This is a genomic window from Rhizobium cauense, from assembly GCF_019511525.1.
Taxonomy (GTDB): Bacteria; Pseudomonadota; Alphaproteobacteria; order Rhizobiales; family Rhizobiaceae; genus Rhizobium; species Rhizobium cauense.
The window spans coordinates 24,298-41,751 of the sequence record NZ_JAEUAT010000021.1; the positions used below are offsets into that span (position 1 = coordinate 24,298).

General features: G+C 59.2%; 22 protein-coding genes and 1 tRNA gene. 8 read left to right on the forward strand and 15 right to left on the reverse strand.

Annotated elements, in window-relative coordinates; genetic code table 11:
• Positions 1–108 precede the first annotated feature (108 nt).
• Positions 109–909: a sulfite exporter TauE/SafE family protein gene (locus JNB88_RS27850; RefSeq protein ID WP_220358293.1), complete on the forward strand. Its 801-nt coding sequence runs from the start codon at positions 109–111 to the stop codon at positions 907–909.
• Here the strand turns inward: JNB88_RS27850 and JNB88_RS27855 are convergent, their stop codons facing one another.
• The 4 genes from JNB88_RS27855 to JNB88_RS27870 all read right to left on the reverse strand — a co-directional run bounded on the left by JNB88_RS27855 (position 910) and on the right by JNB88_RS27870 (position 5,099).
• Positions 910–1,935, reverse strand: coding sequence for a DNA polymerase III subunit delta' (locus JNB88_RS27855; protein WP_220358294.1), 1,026 nt, complete (start codon positions 1,933–1,935; stop codon positions 910–912).
• Positions 1,928–2,611 carry a dTMP kinase gene (gene tmk / locus JNB88_RS27860; RefSeq protein WP_220358295.1) on the reverse strand — a complete coding sequence of 228 codons (684 nt, stop codon included), beginning with the start codon at positions 2,609–2,611 and terminating at the stop codon, positions 1,928–1,930. The genes JNB88_RS27855 and tmk overlap by 8 nt, the downstream gene beginning before the upstream one ends.
• A 118-nt stretch (positions 2,612–2,729) precedes the next feature.
• Positions 2,730–3,926: a D-alanyl-D-alanine carboxypeptidase family protein gene (locus tag JNB88_RS27865; RefSeq protein WP_220358296.1), complete on the reverse strand. Its 1,197-nt coding sequence runs from the start codon at positions 3,924–3,926 to the stop codon at positions 2,730–2,732.
• 69 nt (positions 3,927–3,995) lie between these two features.
• Positions 3,996–5,099, reverse strand: a complete 1,104-nt coding sequence (locus JNB88_RS27870) for a septal ring lytic transglycosylase RlpA family protein (RefSeq protein WP_220358297.1) — start codon at positions 5,097–5,099, stop codon at positions 3,996–3,998.
• Between the two features lie 369 nt (positions 5,100–5,468).
• Between JNB88_RS27870 and JNB88_RS27875 the strand changes: the two genes are divergently transcribed.
• Together JNB88_RS27875 and JNB88_RS27880 are read left to right on the forward strand one after the other, a co-directional pair.
• A tRNA-Ser gene (locus JNB88_RS27875) sits at positions 5,469–5,558 on the forward strand.
• Between the two features lie 745 nt (positions 5,559–6,303).
• Positions 6,304–6,492 (forward strand): hypothetical protein, encoded by a 189-nt coding sequence (locus JNB88_RS27880; RefSeq protein ID WP_220358298.1) that lies wholly within the window; start codon positions 6,304–6,306, stop codon positions 6,490–6,492.
• A 123-nt stretch (positions 6,493–6,615) separates the two neighbouring features.
• Here the strand turns inward: JNB88_RS27880 and JNB88_RS27885 are convergent, their stop codons facing one another.
• The 7 genes from JNB88_RS27885 to msuE form a co-directional block, all read right to left on the reverse strand.
• Entirely contained in the window at positions 6,616–6,948 is a 333-nt protein-coding gene (locus JNB88_RS27885; protein ID WP_220358299.1) for a hypothetical protein, read from the reverse strand.
• 285 nt (positions 6,949–7,233) lie between these two features.
• Entirely contained in the window at positions 7,234–7,416 is a 183-nt protein-coding gene (locus tag JNB88_RS33885; RefSeq protein ID WP_081930695.1) for a hypothetical protein, read from the reverse strand.
• Positions 7,417–7,611: 195 nt separating this feature from the next.
• Positions 7,612–8,271 (reverse strand): peroxiredoxin, encoded by a 660-nt coding sequence (locus JNB88_RS27890; RefSeq protein ID WP_037127801.1) that lies wholly within the window; start codon positions 8,269–8,271, stop codon positions 7,612–7,614.
• A 222-nt stretch (positions 8,272–8,493) separates the two neighbouring features.
• Complete coding sequence (locus tag JNB88_RS27895; protein WP_220358300.1) at positions 8,494–9,093, reverse strand: RBBP9/YdeN family alpha/beta hydrolase; 600 nt, start codon at positions 9,091–9,093, stop codon at positions 8,494–8,496.
• 177 nt (positions 9,094–9,270) lie between these two features.
• Positions 9,271–9,438 (reverse strand): hypothetical protein, encoded by a 168-nt coding sequence (locus tag JNB88_RS27900; protein ID WP_220358301.1) that lies wholly within the window; start codon positions 9,436–9,438, stop codon positions 9,271–9,273.
• A gap of 23 nt (positions 9,439–9,461) precedes the next feature.
• A complete protein-coding gene (locus JNB88_RS27905) occupies positions 9,462–9,632 on the reverse strand; it encodes a hypothetical protein (protein ID WP_197066583.1) in 171 nt (56 codons plus the stop codon).
• 20 nt (positions 9,633–9,652) lie between these two features.
• A complete protein-coding gene (gene msuE, locus JNB88_RS27910; protein WP_220358302.1) occupies positions 9,653–10,213 on the reverse strand; it encodes an FMN reductase in 561 nt (186 codons plus the stop codon).
• A gap of 465 nt (positions 10,214–10,678) precedes the next feature.
• Here msuE and JNB88_RS27915 point away from each other — a divergent pair, with 465 nt between their 5' ends.
• The 5 genes from JNB88_RS27915 (at position 10,679) to JNB88_RS27935 (ending at position 13,708) form a co-directional block, all read left to right on the forward strand.
• Positions 10,679–10,834 carry an entericidin domain-containing protein gene (locus JNB88_RS27915; RefSeq protein ID WP_037127797.1) on the forward strand — a complete coding sequence of 52 codons (156 nt, stop codon included), beginning with the start codon at positions 10,679–10,681 and terminating at the stop codon, positions 10,832–10,834.
• A gap of 199 nt (positions 10,835–11,033) precedes the next feature.
• The gene (locus JNB88_RS27920; protein WP_220358303.1) at positions 11,034–11,261 is read left to right on the forward strand and encodes a hypothetical protein; all 228 of its coding nucleotides are present in this window, start codon (positions 11,034–11,036) and stop codon (positions 11,259–11,261) included.
• 258 nt (positions 11,262–11,519) lie between these two features.
• Positions 11,520–11,804: a hypothetical protein gene (locus JNB88_RS27925; RefSeq protein ID WP_220358304.1), complete on the forward strand. Its 285-nt coding sequence runs from the start codon at positions 11,520–11,522 to the stop codon at positions 11,802–11,804.
• A 164-nt stretch (positions 11,805–11,968) separates the two neighbouring features.
• A complete protein-coding gene (locus JNB88_RS27930) occupies positions 11,969–12,718 on the forward strand; it encodes a cytochrome c biogenesis CcdA family protein (RefSeq protein ID WP_220358305.1) in 750 nt (249 codons plus the stop codon).
• Between the two features lie 39 nt (positions 12,719–12,757).
• Entirely contained in the window at positions 12,758–13,708 is a 951-nt protein-coding gene (locus JNB88_RS27935) for an AEC family transporter (RefSeq protein ID WP_220358306.1), read from the forward strand.
• Here JNB88_RS27935 and JNB88_RS27940 read toward each other — a convergent pair.
• From JNB88_RS27940 to JNB88_RS27955, 4 genes are read right to left on the reverse strand one after another with little or no spacing between them, the layout of a single operon-like run.
• A complete protein-coding gene (locus JNB88_RS27940; RefSeq protein WP_220358307.1) occupies positions 13,688–14,899 on the reverse strand; it encodes a UbiH/UbiF family hydroxylase in 1,212 nt (403 codons plus the stop codon). The two genes, JNB88_RS27935 and JNB88_RS27940, sit on opposite strands and share 21 nt — an antisense overlap.
• A gap of 38 nt (positions 14,900–14,937) precedes the next feature.
• Positions 14,938–15,450 (reverse strand): DUF934 domain-containing protein, encoded by a 513-nt coding sequence (locus tag JNB88_RS27945; RefSeq protein WP_220358308.1) that lies wholly within the window; start codon positions 15,448–15,450, stop codon positions 14,938–14,940.
• Between the two features lie 10 nt (positions 15,451–15,460).
• Positions 15,461–17,131 (reverse strand): nitrite/sulfite reductase, encoded by a 1,671-nt coding sequence (locus tag JNB88_RS27950; RefSeq protein WP_220358309.1) that lies wholly within the window; start codon positions 17,129–17,131, stop codon positions 15,461–15,463.
• An 8-nt stretch (positions 17,132–17,139) separates the two neighbouring features.
• The gene (locus tag JNB88_RS27955; protein WP_220358310.1) at positions 17,140–17,454 is read right to left on the reverse strand and encodes a DUF2849 domain-containing protein; all 315 of its coding nucleotides are present in this window, start codon (positions 17,452–17,454) and stop codon (positions 17,140–17,142) included.

Sequence of the window (17,454 nt, forward strand, 5' to 3'; positions counted from 1 at the left end):
GATTTCAGTCAGAATCTACCCAAGGCAAACTCGAAGGTGAGGCCGCATCGACGTGAGATCTCCAGCACTCAGCAGCATCATGCCAAGCGCAGGCTCGGGGCCGGCTGCTTGACCATCCTTTCCAATTTCGACCCTCTCTACTCCTTATCAGGACTTCTCGTCGGCGCTCTCGTCGGCATTACGGGTGTTGGTGGCGGATCGCTGATGACGCCCCTGCTGGTGCTTGCCTTTGGGGTTCATCCCGCTACCGCGGTCGGAACCGATTTGCTCTACGCGGCCGTCACCAAGACGGCCGGAACAGCCGTCCACGGCATGCACGGACGCGTCAATTGGCGCATCGTGGGCTGTCTTGCCGCCGGCAGCGTGCCGGCAGCCCTGCTGACCCTCTGGCTCATGGCGGGCGTCGACCGCAAGAGCGTCGATATCGCACACACAATTACGACCGCACTCGGCTGGTTGCTGGTGATGACGGCCTTCATGTTGATCTTTCGCAAGCAGGTGCTTGCGTTCGCGATGCGCTCGATCGGCGAACGCGCCCCGCCGAAGCCGGCGACGGTCGCCGTGTGGACGACTGTCCTCGGCTTGATACTCGGCACGCTGGTGACGCTGACGTCGGTCGGCGCGGGAGCGCTCGGTGTCACCGCACTGCTCGTGCTTTACCCCCGGCTCGATGTTCGCGAGATCGTCGGCTCAGACATCGTCCACGCCGTTCCCCTGACGCTGATTGGCGGCATGGGATACTGGATGATCGGAGAGATCAACTGGGGAATGCTCTTCGCCCTTCTGGTCGGCTCCGTCCCAGGAATCATTGCCGGCAGCCTGATTGCGCCGAAGCTTCACGAGCGGACAATCCGCATCGTGCTGGCGCTGACGCTCGCCGTCGTCGCATGGAAGTTGCTTGCGACCTGATCAGGGACCCGGTTGCTTGATGTCTCCGAGGATGCTGAGGATCGTTTGCTTGCGATCGAGATTGTAAGCATCCGAAACGGTCAGTCGCTCGCCGATGTCAGAGTGTAGACGAGCAAGCCGCTCGGCGACTGCAACCTGCCCCGCAATGGCCGCAGCACGAGCTTTCCGCATCAGGTCTTCGCCGACATGGCTGGCAAAGAACTCAAAAATCGTGTCGCTATCCTTGCCGGAAAGCGCGTCCGCCAGCCGGTGCATGGCGCGGCGAGCAGATGCCCCCTGCCCTTGCAGGACTTCGTTGTAGGCCGCGATGATCTCGCCGCCGCCGTAGTTCACCAGCTTCAGTGCCTCGCCAACGCTGCCGTTCGCTGCCACCAGCAGACCGGGATCGCTGGCATCTATGCCGAGATTGGAGAGCGCCGCACCAAGGGCGCTGTCTTCCAGCGGCGAAAGCTTCAACGGCAGGCAGCGCGAACGAATGGTCGGCAGCAGCTTGCCCGGCGCATGCGAAATCAGGAGGAACAAGGCGCGCTTGGGCGGCTCCTCCAAGATCTTCAAAATTGCATTCGCGGCATTTCGGTTCATGTCATCGGCAGGATCGATAATGACGATACGCCAATTTCCGGTTCCCGACGTCTGCGAGAAGAAACGCCCTGCCCGCCTCACCTCGTCGACAGTGATGGCAGACTTGACCTTTCCGGTCTTCTCGTCGACGGGACGTGTCAGGTGAAGCAGATTATGAGACGCGCCCGACGCGATCTGGCGGCTGACCGATGAGGCTGGATCAGGGTCGCCCAGAAACTCCGGCGCACTCCCCGGATCGGGATGCGTCAGAACATGGTTCGCAAAACGAAACGCCAGCGTCGCCTTGCCGATCCCTGGCGGCCCCTCGATCAAGATCGCGTGGTGCCCCTTACCCGAGCGATACGACTGGGCGAGAAACGCTTCAGCGCCTTCGTGGCCAAACAGTTTGATGTTTTCGGCTGGCCAGATGGCGCCGTCCAGCAACCCCGGTCGTTCGTCACTCATGAGCTGCTTCCGCCAGCTTGGCCGAAGTCCGCCCCTGCAATTGCCGAAGAACCGCCTCTAGAACCTCCGCTGCAATAACCTCTTCGCTCCGCATTGCATCAATGACGTGGCAGCGATCAGGTTCTCGGGCGGCGATGTCGAGAAACGCTTCACGGCGCTTCTCGTGCGTTTCGAGCTCCTCCTTCTCGAAGCGGTCGGGGCCTACGTCGCCTGCGGCTCCGCGTCTGCGTGCGCGTTCCAGGCCAGCCAGCGCCGGCAGATCAAGAATGAGCGTGCAATCGGGGACAATGCCATTGACGGCCACGCGCTGCAGCGCCTCGATGAACTCCGATTCAAGATTACCCGTTACGCCCTGATAGACGCGTGACGAATCCATGAACCGATCGCAAAGGACGATCTTGCCACTCGCCAAAGCGGGTCGGATGACCTCCTCGACGTGGTCATTGCGAGCCGCTGCAAACAGGATTGCCTCCATACGCGTGCCAAATGCCTCGGCGGCACCCGACAGAAGCACATGACGCACGGCTTCAGCGCCCGGCGACCCGCCCGGTTCTCTCGTCAACAAGACGTCATGACCGCGAGCACGGAGCGCCTCGGCCAGGCGGCGGATCTGCGTCGACTTGCCCGCGCCCTCCCCGCCTTCAAACGTAACAAACAACCCAGTACCGGATGGCAATGACTACTTCCTGCATTACGGCGCTCGTCCGCGCCACCGCCGTACATCTAGCGGAACGCGGCGAAAAGCGAAACCGCCCGGCGAACAACTCTATCACCCCGAATGGCGAATATGGCGATCACGTGGGCTCGGGCTTATCCCACAGCCACGAAAACAGCAACGTCTCTCCCAGCTCCATCAGGGCATCTACAGCGCGGCTGCTCAAGGAGCCGACTGCAACGGTCTCCTTCGTATAGAGCGGCACCTCCCGCAACAGGCGACCTCCGGCAGTGATCCGCAGCGTCCCAATTTCGCGGCCAGCCTCGACCGGAGCCATCAGCGGCCAGCGATAGACAATGCGTGCGGACAGCCGCTCGGGATTGTTGATCGGGATATAGACGCTCACTGGCGTTTTCGCCACGAGATCGACGCGCCGCGGCATTCCGCCGTAGATGCTGGCCTGACCGACCACTTCGGAGTCGGCAAAAATCTGACGGCTTTCGAATGCGGTCAGCCCCCATTCCAGCACACGCTTGGCCTCTTCCGTCCGCTCCTTGTCCGAGGCAATGCCACCGAGCGCCATAAAAATCCGCCGGCCGTCTCGTTCGGCTGAAGCGACAATGGAATAGCCTTCGCCTTCGGCAAAGCCTGTGGCCAGGCCATCAACCCCCATGCCGAAACCGAGCAAGGGGTTACGGTTGCGCTGGAAGATCTTGTTCCACTCGAAATCCGGCTGAGCGAAGTACGCATAAAGGCTCGGATAGGACTTCTGCAGTTCGGCGGCCATCGTTACCATGTCAAGCGCGGTCGTCTTGCTCTTGCCATCCGGCAACCCGGTCGAATTTCCGAAAAGGGACCGCTCCATGCCGAGCGTTTTGGCGCGCCGCGTCATGGCTGCCGCAAAGGCCGGCTCGCCACCGCTCATGCCTTCGGCGAGAATGATGCAGCTGTCGTTCGCGCCCTGAATGGCAATACCCTTGATCAGATCCTCGACGCGGACATTCGATTTGAGCGCCGCAAACATTGTTGCCGTCCTCGACGGAGCGCCGCCGGTTCGCCACGCATATTCGGAAACGGGATATTGCGTATCGAGTGTGATCTGGTTCTTTGAGAGCGCGTCGAAGACCAGGTCGACCGTCATCAGCTTCGCGAGCGAAGCCGGTGAGAAGGTTTGGTTCTCGTTCTTGGCCAGAAGCACCGTACCGGTGGATGCTTCGATCATGTAGGCCTGGGCAGCCTTGGTCACAAATGAAGTGCTGGCATCATTGCTTGCGGCAGCGGCGCCCGTTGCAAGCGACAGGAAGCAAACACAGACACGAACAAAACGCTTTAACACCGAAAACCCCACAGCCCGGCTGACCTAGGCGATGCTAACGACACACCGAAACCGGCGCAATGGCCGCCGCTACTTGCCGCGCGCTGCTGCCGCCTTTTGTCGCTTGAACGATGCCAGGATCGAGTCCTCGGTCAGCCCGTCGTTGCGAACCATGACCGCATCGAAAGCGAGCTCGACAGTAACGGTTTTCACGCCCTCTTCCTGATACCCCATCGCCAGAGAGCGCTGACCTCCATAGGGACGCTCATAAGGGAAAGGTCCGTACTCCGGCAAAACGACCACCTGCCCAGCGGCCGACCCGCCCAATGGCATCGTACCACCAAACGAAGACGGCGCGGGCATCGGCGTTGGAACGGGCGCGGCATTGTAGCTCGCGCTCGGCGTCGAGCCGGCATAGGACGTCGCCGACACCGGCACAGGCACGCTCTCGGGTTCGGGCGTGAACCCGCCAAAACTCTGCAACTGGTCAGCCGTTATGCGCTTGCTGTTGGACGCCACCATGACGCCGGTCGCGATCTGGCCACCGCCTGGATTGATGCCCGGAATGCGACTGCCTTTCGGCACATAGGAGGCCATCAGATAGGGCATGTCGTGGCCATCCATGCGGGCGCGACCGACATACTCAACGCGAACCTTGCCGGTGCCGCTGTGCTGCAGATCAAGCATATCAGCAGTCTTGTTTGACAGATCGATAATGCGCCCCTCGTGATAAGGACCACGGTCGTTGACACGCACGATGATCGACGACCCATTTTCCGTATTCGTCACACGGGCGTAGCTCGGCAGCGGGAACGTCGGATGGGCGGCAGAAAGGTGCATCTGGTCATAGACTTCGCCGTTTGCAGTCAACCGACCATGGAAGGCGGAGCCGTACCAGGACGCGATGCCGACCTTGCTGTATGAGAAATCTTCCTTCGGGTAGTACCATTTACCCTTCACCACATACGGGTTTCCGACGATATACCGGCCACCACCCTTCGGAATATTGTTGCCGGTGGCAACACGCGGGCTAGCCTTGACGCCGTATTCCTTCTCCGAGAAATACTCCTTGCCGTGAGTTCGCTTTGTGGGCGCAGGCGCGGTACCGCAAGCCGTAACCGTTACGCAAATGAGCGACAGCCCAACCCATCGCATTCCCGTTGCGAATGACGCCGCCCTGTACTCTCGTTTCATATGTCCCACGCCACTCAAGACCGTTATGGTTAAGAAATCCGCCCGAACCGGGCCAGACACCCCTAATCCCACCAACCTAACGAGACTTTAATCATGTGGCTTTCATGGCAAATTTGCGAAACATTTCGTCATGATAGAGACAATTCTAATTAACATGGTTAATAAGTCACTAATTTAAGATTCGTAGCCGCAGGCTCTCCGCCGTCTCTTTCTGATGCACGAAGCACTCCAACGTTGCCGTTTCGAAACACCGACAGAACCCAGTTGACGCTGCTACCGAACGGCTTTAAAGGCAGCGTTGCTGGTGGCAATTGCTAAAGGCAGCAGCATGAGGAGGCCGCGACGAAAGCGGCGTCAAATCAACTGCATGGAAGAGTGTCCGAGTGGTTTAAGGAACCGGTCTTGAAAACCGGCGTGCGGGAAACCGTACCGTGGGTTCGAATCCCACCTCTTCCGCCATCTGCTCGCTCCAGCCCGCTCCACTTAAGAGTAAGCCAGGCTCCCGCCCCTCGATATCCTGAGCCTCCCGCGCCATTGCGTCCAGCATATGGCGAGGTCCTGCTCAATCGGTGACTGGAAGACGAGAAAGAACAGACGTCTTATCGGCCCATCAGTAGCTGCAAGAGAGCGCGTTGGTCGGTCTGAAGCCCTGACTGCAGGCGGGGTTAACCGAATGCCGTGGCTGGTATTGGAAATCAGCGCGATTTGAAGGCTGCTGGGTCGTGCAAGCCGAAACAAACGCGGCAAGCCAAATCAGCATTGCGGCGGATACCATGGGAGCCAGAAATCTGCTCATACTTGCCTCCTCGCATAGGGCACTACGTGGAGACAATCTACCGCTCCGACATCTGCCGGGCGAGCCCCCTACTTCGCAATCTGGCGAGCGACGCTTGGCACGAGTGTCCGTGGGAAATTTGAGGCTCGCGCAATGGAGCCCTTCTCGGCCAGAAAGAGCGGCCGCGATTTCACCTGACGAACGACCATGAAAGACAGGTACTTTCCGCTTGGACCTAAGTCCATTCAATCGTACGACCTTCGGGTGATGCCAGATCACATGGCGCCCCGTATGCTACAAGCATCCTCATTCCCAAAGGATACGATGCAGCCCGGATACGGCGGACGGACCCTCCGTCGTATCCGGGAACACCCGGCTATGTGTTGATCTGGCCTGCTGTCATCCCGCACGTCAGAAGGAGAGACAGTTTTGGACGACGCCAACCCCGCTTTCCTCGCTTTCCGGTACTCTGATGGTACCTGGACGGTCATGGTTGTCAGCGAGGATGGGATCTCTGAGATTCAGGAAATGACGGCCGCCAAGCTGATCGAAATAATCAAGACTCTCGAGACCATTGACGAATCGAGAGAGAAGGACTGGTGGAATGTCCTCCACTAAAGCGCGCTGAAATTCTGTCCGGGTCCCGGATTGGCGAGGAAGCGGAATAACGTCGCAGCTATTAGCCCTTAGCTTGTTGGCCACCTAGTCACAGCCACCCGGACAGCACTTACTACCCTCTACTTAGTGACGGGGCCAGAAACGCTCGAACAGACGCTTGAGTTCAAGACCGATCAAAATCGCGACAGCCGGAAACACCACCTGTAGACTGTAGTAGACGAGCCGAAGAAAATTGGGATCGGGAGCGCCCCACAGGTTACCCGCGCTTGAGATCCCGAGATCTATATACTGTTCGATCCATCGAAAGACCGCATCGGCGACCTCCTCTGGGCCCGCTCCGATCTTGTCAAAGGCACGTGTAACAAAGGGCACAATCCAGGCATTGAACAACAGGCTGCCGGCCGCGCCGCAGACGCCACCCTGCCAGAAACTGCTAGTATTTGTCCCATTCGTCATGGGAGCCAGCATGCTCCTGCAATCGGACCGTGTGAAGTCATCCGTTCGATATCATCGAGACTGGCGATATCCTCTCCAAATCGGAGTTCGTCTACAGTGCGCTTCTCCTCGGATGAGCAGCGCGCCGGATCGACATCTAGTTCCATGTCGTATCCCACAGATATCCGCCGGCGGGCTACTCCGCCCTCTGGGCAACAGTCGCAAGGCACTCAAAAACGGCCTGCTAGCTGACCTTCGAAAGTCAGGCGGCACCAGTCTGACGTGGCAGCGCTCGCACTGCCTCCGTCAATAACTGCAGGAGCGACCGTTACTAGGTCGGAAGCCATCCTCGCAGGCTCGATTCATCGAATCTCCCGGTACGTAGCCTGACGCCGAGCCCATTGAATTCTGTGGGGTCGAGCATGCGGACGCCAACGCCGAAAAGCCGACGATCGTTCCTGCTACGAAAAGTGCGCGAAATCTGTCCATATTTGCTTCTCCCTTGCGGGCGGTTCATGCAGTACGGCAATCTATCATGCAAAAACGGTTGCGCGCCAGCCTATTGAGCACGCCTGAATGTCCTCCAAGCTTTCGGCCGCGCGATCGACGACCGTTTTGGAGGCGTCGAATGGTTCGTCGCCTCCAACTTCCGCGCTGAAGTCCGCGTCGCACGCGGCTAAGGGACTACGCCTGCGGTTGCTTGGTCTTGCGCAGGTATGGGAGCACGGTGTCAAACGAGCCGAAGCGGGCAACCGCATCCTCGTTCGAGACGGCGGCCGTGATGATGACGTCCTCGCCCTGCTGCCAGTTTGCCGGCGTCGCAACCTGATGCTTCGCCGTCAACTGGATGGAGTCGATCGCGCGGAGGATCTCGTTGAAGTTTCTCCCCGTCGTCATCGGGTAGGTCAAGATGAGCTTGATCTTCTTGTCGGGGCCAACAATGAAGACAGAACGAACGGTCGCGTTATCGGCAGGCGTGCGTCCCTCCGACGTGTCGCCGGCGCCAGCCGGAAGCATGTCGTAAAGCTTGGCGACATTCAGATCCTTATCGCCGATCAGCGGATATTCGACATCGAACCCGGTTGCCGTGCTGATGTCACTCTTCCACTTGCTATGGCTTTCAACCGGATCCACCGAAATACCGATGATCTTGGCGCCACGCTTGCGGAATTCCGGCTCCAGCCCTGCCATCGCGCCGAGTTCGGTTGTGCAAACCGGCGTGAAATTCTTCGGATGCGAAAACAGCACTGCCCAGCCATCGCCGATCCATTCGTGGAACCGGATGGGACCTTGGGTAGTGTCAGCGGTGAAATCAGGTGCAATATCATTAATACGGAGGCTCATGAGCGGTGACCCTTTTGTTGAAAAAATGGTGTTGGTTATTTCACTGACGGAGGAACTGTTTAGTCTTTTTCGGCCGTTGTTCAAGTAATGCGCCGAAAATGGTCACCCCACGAATAGCCGCAATGCTCACCTGGTGGCCTCTGCAGCATGCGCTTGCCTGACCACGGCTCGACACCGTCTATCGATCGTCGTCCCTCGAACCAGTTTCCGCTACACCGACGTCTACCAGGCGGACGACACCCCTCTCCCAAGGGAAGGCTTCTTTTGCGGTATCTTTTCGAGATGACGCGTTCTTGCCTTCAGCGTTTCGAAGACACGATAACCACCCGGCCAGCGGCCGTAGCCGCTGGCGACGTTGATATGGCCGGCGAGCCCTGCATTGCGGAGCTCACTGCCCCAGAGACGCGCAAAAAGCGTCAGGCGATCGAGCGACATGTAGTGATCGTTGAGGCTACCGACTATCATGCTGGGGAACGGGAGTTCGGCCGTTGGCATCGTGCCGAAGGCAATCCTGCCGGGATGCAGCTTCTCCGTCGCAGGAAGGTCGCACGGCGCCACCAATAGCGCGCCCCTCACGCGCGCCGCCGCGGGTCGCCCGGCGAGACTGGCTGCCAGCAGGCATCCAAGACTGTGAGCGACGACATAGGCTTCCCCGACATCGTCGAGCACGCTCTCGAGCCTGTCCCGCCAGCTGTTCAGGTGCGGTCGATCCCAGCTATCCTGCTGAACAAGACGGCTTTCAGGATGATCCTGCAGCCAGGCGCTTTGCCAATGCGCATCCTCTGATCCAAAGAGCCCGGGGAGAACAAGTACCGGCGTCATCATCAATCCCTATCGCATCGCGTGGATGAGCCACTAGCCTAGAAGCCCGAGAGTAATCGCAAAGAGCATCCCGAAGGCGAGGACCGTAGCGGTAGAAGCGGCTACATCTGCCGCAACGTTTGCAAGCCTCCTTGGTGCGATCACGCGACGATCATCCAAAACAGCCATGGCAGTCCCTCAGTACCAAGGCCCGGGAGACGGGTTCCAATAGTAGACTTCGTAGTCGCGAGCCGTTGGCTCGCCATCGCCATCTATCTCGATCCGCAGCCGGTCTGCTCCATGTTGTGGGGCGAACGGGCCAACGCGAAAGACCGACCAAAACCAAAGAAAAAGAGACTGCGTCATCGGTTTTCTCCTGTGCTTGCCTATCAGATCGAGTGATTGCGTCTCGCGTTCGAAAGCAGCTCCGCGGCGCTGGCGACCGGGCCGAACAGCATCAGCAGACGATTTTGCTCGCGTGCCGTTAGCCGATAGCGGCGAGCGAAGTCGAAGACGCTCCAGAGTTCGCTGCCGATGGACGATTGCTCCGTGCTACCCATGTCCCACACCCCCTATGATCTCACTCGGCTGCCTGGAGTGTCGCCCGCGATGGAACGAAGGAGAATGCGGCGAGTTCGTCGACTACCGCGCCGATCCGACCGGCTAGAGCCTCCGACGTGACCCGGTAGTCAGCAAAATCACGATCCGAGGCATAGACGGCAGTCGGCAACGTGTGAGCCATGAAAAAGCCGAACAACGGTCGGAGTTGATGCTCGACGATCAGAGCGTGGCGATCGCCGCCTCCGGTTGCGGAAATAATGATCGGCTTTGAGCGAAGTTCGCTCGGCTCGATGAGATCGATCAGATGCTTGAACAGGCCCGGGTACGATCCCTTGTATGTCGGCGAGCCGACGACGAGGACGTCGGCATTGACAATATCGTCGAGAACTTGGCTGGCCTGTTCATCAAGTTCGCTGCGCCAGAGAGCGGTACTTAACGATGGGCCAATGTCCTTGAGATCGTAAATCTTCGTGGAAAAGCCATAGCTTTCTGCGGCGAGCCCCGCGATGTGCTCGACCAAAGAGTAGGTCTTGGACGGACGGTTGAAACTACCGGCAATGCCCACCAATCGCAACGACATGTCATCTCTCCTTCAAATGTCGCATCAAATATTGTCTATAAAATTGGTGAACAAAAGAAACGACGTTCCGTTGTGACGCGGAACAGTGAAATTCGATCCCCTCAAATCGCTGGAGTCTGGCTTCGGCACCGCCGACCATCGGCGGCACCGCGCATTGGTTCGGCAAGCCCGACGTTCAGTGCTGGGATGACCGCCAAAACTTCGGCCATCGACCACGCGAAATTTGTTGGAACCTTTGGTCGAACTGTCCGTTTGTTAACTGCAGCGCTTGAAATCCGTGCTGCCGGACCAGCATCGCCTATGTAGGTCCGTAAAAAAGGCCCGGTGGATTATATCCCGCCGGGCTTTTTTATTGTGCCCCTGTCGACCGGATCTCGCTCACATAGGTTTGGAGAAATTGTGGTTCGTTTTGAACAACTTGCGGCCTCGTGCATTACATATCGTCTTCAACTAGGAACCACGCCAATGACAACTACTGCCAAAATCGCTGCTGCCGTGTGTGTACTGCTTGCGTTGAGTTCGTGTGCAAATACGATCAAGGGAATTGGGCGCGATGCAGCCAATACCGTCGACGCGACCCAGAATGCCGGCAATCGCGTCGGAAACGCTGCCTCCCGCTAAACTGGTGATGGCCCGTCGCTTGTCGTGACCGATACTTCTCGGCTGAAGCCTGCCACGCCTTTCCCTGGCGGGCTCCTCACGCGAGAGCTCGATTTGACGTATCAAGCTGTTACGTCAAATCCGCTCGATATCGCGCCTGTCGACCTTGAAATTGCGCCTCCGAGAACAAAGATTTCTCCGATGCGATGGAGGCCAAGCCATGTCGAATTACAGAGAAGAAAGACGCTTTCAATGTAAGGACGACGGAGGAAAGACCTACGTCGTCATCCAGCAGATCAGGATTTCCGGCCAGAACACAGCTGCTCCCAAGACCGACTATATGACGGCGGACGGCGAGATCGTGAATCGGCTAGATGAGGACCACTTCCTCCTCTTGATCGACGGCCAGATACTGCACATTCCTCATCTTTCAGACGCGGATCACTAGTCTCGGCTCGGTTCCGCGCCGACCGTCCCTAGCGGTCTGGCGGACGCATCGCGTTGCCGAAGTCGCGTGCATTCATCTGCACGCAACCTTTGCCGGCAGCCAATAGGAACGCTCGATCGAGTCGGAGTTTTCCCGACCATCCCTCGCATGACTGGAAGATGAACGTCGGTTTCAGTACGCATTCATTCGCGCTGTCTAATCTGCGGGTCCAACGGCGCCTTGGGCGTTAGATCAGCAGATGCAGAATGGAGACCGACCATGAGAAAGCTAATTGTTACGGCCGTGGGCCTAGCGACGCTACTCGTGAGCGCGCCGGCTTTCGCGGACGGCATATACTTCGAATTCGGCTCCGGGCCGCGCTACTATGACGATCCGCCGCCGCGCTACTACAGGCAGGCGCCGCGCTACGCATATGACGATGACTACTACAATTACGATCGTCCGCGTTATGCCTATCGGCAGAGATGCTGGCAGGAAGCATATCAGAAGAAGCGCCATCATCACTACATCACGAAGTACAGGACCGTTTGCCGCGACCGATGATGTGGTGTGATCTCCCTGACCTGTACTTGTGATGGCGTGCCGCATGGCGCGCGCCATGCCTTTTTCGCCACGCGCTCGACTGTCAGAGCGCAAAAAGGTGATTGGCTCCGGCGCCTGGGCTGCGATAGGACTTCGCGAATGATTGCCTGCGCTGGAGCCACTAAGTGTCGATTGCCGATATTTCCCTATTGAGCGCCCTTCTTGCCGGCGCGTTATCGTTTCTGTCTCCCTGCGTACTGCCTCTCGTTCCGCCCTATCTTTGCTATATGGCCGGCATTTCCGTCGAACAGTTTCGCGGCGGCAGCGCGGTTGCCGTTGCCCCGAATGCCCGCCGGGGCGTGTTGTTTTCGGCACTTTTCTTCACCCTCGGCTTTGCGACCGTTTTCGTGGCCCTTGGCGCCGGCGCCTCGAGCATCGGAATGGCGCTTCGTCAGCATCTCGATCTCCTGGCCAAGATCGGTGGGCTGATCATCATCGTTATGGGGCTGAATTTCCTGGGCGTCTTCCGAATCGGGCTCCTGGCGCGTGAAGCGCGCTTCCAGGGTAGCGGAAAGCCCGCAACGTTGACGGGTGCCTATGTCATGGGCCTTGCTTTCGCTTTCGGCTGGACGCCTTGCATCGGCCCCGTACTCGGCGCGATCCTCGGCGTGGCAGCTTCGCGAGAAACGGTGGGCTCAGGTGCCGGCTTGCTAGCCGTCTATTCGCTCGGCCTTGCCGTTCCGTTCTGGATTGCCGCCGGCTTCTCCGGCGCTTTCATGGGTTTCCTGACACGCTTCCGGAAGCATCTCGGAACGGTCGAGAAGGTGATGGGCGCCTTTCTGGTCCTGACTGGCCTTGCTTTCATGTTCGGTTTCGTCAGTGACGTCGCAATCTGGTTCCAGCAGACCTTTCCAATCCTGATGAAAATCGGCTAAGCCGAACCTGCCCCGCAGAAATTTGCATTGGAATAACAGTTGTCCGATATCGTCAGTTTGCTTCTGCCGTTCTTCGGCTTGATCCTCATTGGCTATATCGCAGGCAAGGTGACGAAGCAGCCTGCCGATGCACTCGGCTGGATGAACACCTTCATCATCTATGCCGCCCTGCCCGCGCTGTTCTTCAAGCTCGTCTCGCGGACACCCTTCGAGGATCTCACGCGCATCGATTTCATTGCCACCGATCTCGCAGCAACCTATTCGATCTTCGTTGTTCTATTTGCGATCGGTCGATGGGTCAGACGAAACTCGCTGGCAGACTGCACGATCCAATCGTTTGCCGGAGCTTATGGCAATATCGGCTACATGGGGCCCGGCCTTGCCTTGCTCGCGCTCGGTGAAGATGCTGCTGTTCCGGTCGCGCTCATCGTCTGCCTCGAGAATGCGCTGCATTTTGTCGTTGCGCCGGCGCTGATGGCGGCGGCGGGCGGTGATCGACGCTCAGCCAGTCGCCTGGCCATCGACATAGCGCGGAAGGTGGCGTTTCACCCCTTTATCCTCTCGACGGCGCTTGGCTTCATTGCGGCCGGCTTCCATATCGATCAGCCCCTCGCCTTCCAACGCTTCGTCGACTACCTCTCGCAGGCTGCGGCTCCTTGCGCGTTGTTTGCGATGGGCGTCACGCTTGCTCTGAGGCCGTTGAAGCGCGTACCGGCCGAGATCGGCTATATCGTTCCGGCCAAGCTTATCGTACACCCGATTGTCGTCTATCTCGCGCTCACGACCGTCGGCGGCTTCGATCCGATCTGGGTCTACGCCGCCGTCCTGCTGGCAGCACTGCCGACGGCCACCAACGTCTTCGTTATCGGGCAGCAATACGGCGTCTGGCAGGAACGCGCCTCGGCGACGATTCTGATCACGACGACACTGTCAGTCGTGACAGTCTCGGCTGTGCTGATTGCAATCAAGTCAGGCTTTCTTCCTGCCTAGCTTGTCCTTGATGGCACCCGGAATGTCGCGCAAGCCGCGCCCAGGTTCGATGCCCTCGCGCATGACGATGCTGCGCAGCGGCGGCAGTGCCGACAGGATATGCAGGCCGGCAGCACGCATCATCTGAACGGGCAGGAAATCGGACAAGAGCGAGCGGTTGAGAAGATCGACGCTTGCCGTGCGGGTCATGATATCCGCACGACGCTTGCGATCGAACTGGTCGCCGGCATCGGCAGCGATCGGCAGTTCCGGCCGCGTGCAGAGGATATCCGAGAGCGCCATCACATCGCGCAGGCTAAGATTGAGCCCCTGTGCGCCGATCGGTGGGAAGACATGCGAGGCTTCGCCGATCAGGGCAATTCGCCCCTTGCCGGAGCGATGGGCCATCATGCCTGACAGAGGCCAGAGCTGCAGGCCCTCTTCGACCGTCACCTTGCCGAGCAACGACTGCATTCGCTCCTCAACGACATTGCTCAGTTCAACGAGCGAAAGTTCATTGCGGGCCACTGCATCCGAGGGGTTCTGGACCCATACGAGGCTGGAGCGGTTGCCCGGCAGCGGCACCTGGGTGAAAGGGCCGCTTTCCGTATGGAATTCCGTCGAGATATTCTCGTGCGGCAGCGAATGCTCGAAGTTCAGCACCATGGCCGATTGCGGATAGGACCAGGTCTTCACATCGATTCCGGCTGTTTCGCGCAGCTTCGACTTGCGCCCATCGGCGCCAACCGCGAACGACGCCGAGAGTGCTTCGCCATCGGCGAGCGTGACGGTCACCGAATCGTCAGCGATATCGATCACGTCGGCAAACGAGCTGAAGCGCGTGATGTTGCCCTCAGCGGCGATCGCAGCCTCCAGCACCTCCATCAGCGCTTTGTTCGGGAAATTGTAGCCGAAGGCCTCAAGATCGAGTTCAACGGAACGGAAGGTGGTGATCGGTGCCCGCAACAGTCGATTCGTGCCGTCGATGATCCGCATCGTCGAAAGCGGAGCAGCCGCCGGGCGCAGCTTTTCCCAAAGCGTCAATCTGTCGAGGAAACGGATCGACTGATCCATAAGGGCGGTCGTGCGCCTGTCCTGGCTTGGTGACGGCGGCGCAACAAGAGCCACGTTGCGTCCGCCGCGAGCCAAGGCAATAGCGGCGATCATGCCGGCAAGGCCACCACCGATCACCGCGATTTCAAAAGTCTTCATTGCACCGTTCCGTCAATTCTCTGACGGCGATCCGGTGCTTACGCGGCCGGCTTCGCCTGACGGCGCCAACTATAGCCCTTGCCGGCCTCCGCGTCACGCACAGCCGGTTGATAATGATGCGGAATCCCCGGCAGGCGATGCTCCGTGAGACGCTTTATCGCAGTCTCGTTGGTGACAGCGAAGCTGTCGATGCCGACACGCTGCATCAGCGGAATCTGGTCGATCAGCACATCACCGACGGCGCGCAGTTCGTTCGTGAACCCAAGGCGCTCGCGCAGCAAGGATGCGTGGCTGAAGGCTCGGCCGTCGTTGAACGCCGGAAAAGCAACAGCGACAATCTCCAGGCGATAGAGGTAGGGCTCGAGCTTGCGAACATCGTCAGCCGGCTTGATCAGCACGCCGAAGCCGACCTCGTTGCTCTCGTCGGCCTTGGCGATCAACTCGTCCAGGGTAAGAAGGGGCTTTTGCCCCTCGCCTGCCTTCACCTCTTCCGTCTCGATCACCCAGGGATCGTTCTCGACGAAGCCTGTTTCTCTCCAGATCTTGGTCATCGTCCTCTCCTTACGCCGCTTCCGCTGCCGAACCATACAGCGCGTCCTTGAACGGCTGCGGACCAACGCGGCGATAGGCATCGAGGAAGATCTCCGACGGATCCTTGCGGATTGCCAGATATGTGTTGACGATCGTTTCGATCGCGTCCGTCACCTTGTCGGGTTCGAAGCCGCGACCGATGATCTCGCCGATCGAAGTATGCTCGTCGCCAGAACCGCCGAGCGTGATCTGGTAGAGTTCCGCGCCCTTCTTTTCGACGCCAAGCAGGCCGATATGACCGACATGGTGATGGCCGCAGGCATTGATGCAGCCGGAGATCTTGATCTTCAGTTCGCCGATTTCAGCCTGACGATCCGGATCGCCGAAGCGCTTCGAAATCTCCTGTGCGACCGGAATGGAACGCGCATTGGCAAGCGCGCAGTAGTCCAGCCCGGGACAGGCAATGATATCGGTGATGAGACCAGCATTGGCTTCGGCGAGACCGATGGCAACCAGACCGCGATATACAGCCTCGAGATCGGCAAGCGCCACATGCGGCAGGATCAGATTCTGCTCGTGGCTGACGCGGATTTCATCGAAGGCATATTCCTCGGCGATATCGGCAACCGCATCCATCTGGCTATCCGAAGAATCGCCCGGAATGCCACCGATCGGCTTCAGCGAGATCGTCACCATGCCGTAGTCTGGATTCTTGTGCGGTTGTACGTTCTGCTGCACCCAACGTGCGAATGCCGGATCAGCCTTCTTCCAGCGGGCAAGGTTTTCCCAGCCTTCGGCGCGCTCAGGCAGAGCCGGCGGCGCGAAGTAGGCGGTGATGGCCTCGACGTCAGCCTCCGGCAGCTTCAGTTCGGTGTCCTTGAGTTCCGCGAACTCGGCCTCGACCTGACGCGCTAGTTCCTCCGCGCCCGTTTCGTGAACGAGGATCTTGATGCGGGCCTTGTACTTGTTGTCGCGACGGCCATGCAGGTTATACACGCGCATGATCGCGGTCGTGTAGGACAGCAGGTCTTCTTCCGGCAGGAAGTCGCGGATCAGCTTGGCGATCATCGGTGTGCGACCCTGGCCGCCGCCGACATATACCGCAAACCCGATTTCACCCTTCTCGTTCTTTTTCAGATGCAGGCCGATGTCGTGGACCTGGATCGCAGCGCGGTCACGCTCGGCGCCGGTGACGGCGATCTTGAACTTGCGCGGCAGGAACGAGAATTCCGGATGCACCGAGGACCACTGGCGCAGAATCTCGGCGTATGGACGCGGATCCGCAACCTCATCCGCGGCAGCGCCGGCGAAATGGTCAGCCGTGACGTTACGGATACAGTTACCCGAGGTCTGCATCGCGTGCATTTCGACGGTTGCAAGCTCCGCCAGAACATCCGGCATGTCCGAAAGCTTCGGCCAGTTGAACTGCAGGTTCTGGCGGGTCGTGAAATGGCCATAGCCACGGTCGTACTTGCGGGCGATATGAGCAAGCATACGCATCTGGCGCGAGCTCAGTGTGCCGTAGGGAATGGCGATGCGCAGCATGTAGGCGTGAAGCTGCAGATAGACGCCGTTCATCAGGCGCAGCGGCTTGAAAGCATCCTCGGCGAGCTCGCCGGAAAGGCGGCGCTGCACCTGGTCGCGAAACTGCTCGACGCGCTCGGCGACAAAAGCGTGGTCAAATTCGTCGTAACGATACATCTGCTTCCTCAGACTGCAATGAATGCGGGGTCGGCAGGCTTGTAGCCCGGCGCGTATTCCATGGTCGGACCCTGGGCACGAATGCGCTCACGAAGGCGCAACGGCCAGAGCACGCCATCGGTTTCCTGAACCTCGACAACGGCGACATCCACCACTTGGTTGTCGGCATAGGACTTCTTGCCGATCGCTTCCAACGCCACGACGGCCTCGGCATGGCGAGCGACAAGCGCCTCCTGCAGGGAGGTGACCCATTCGCCGTTGGCGTTCAGCCAGACTGCGACGCCATCCGTCAGCCGGTTGGCGGTCAGCACCTTGTCTACCAT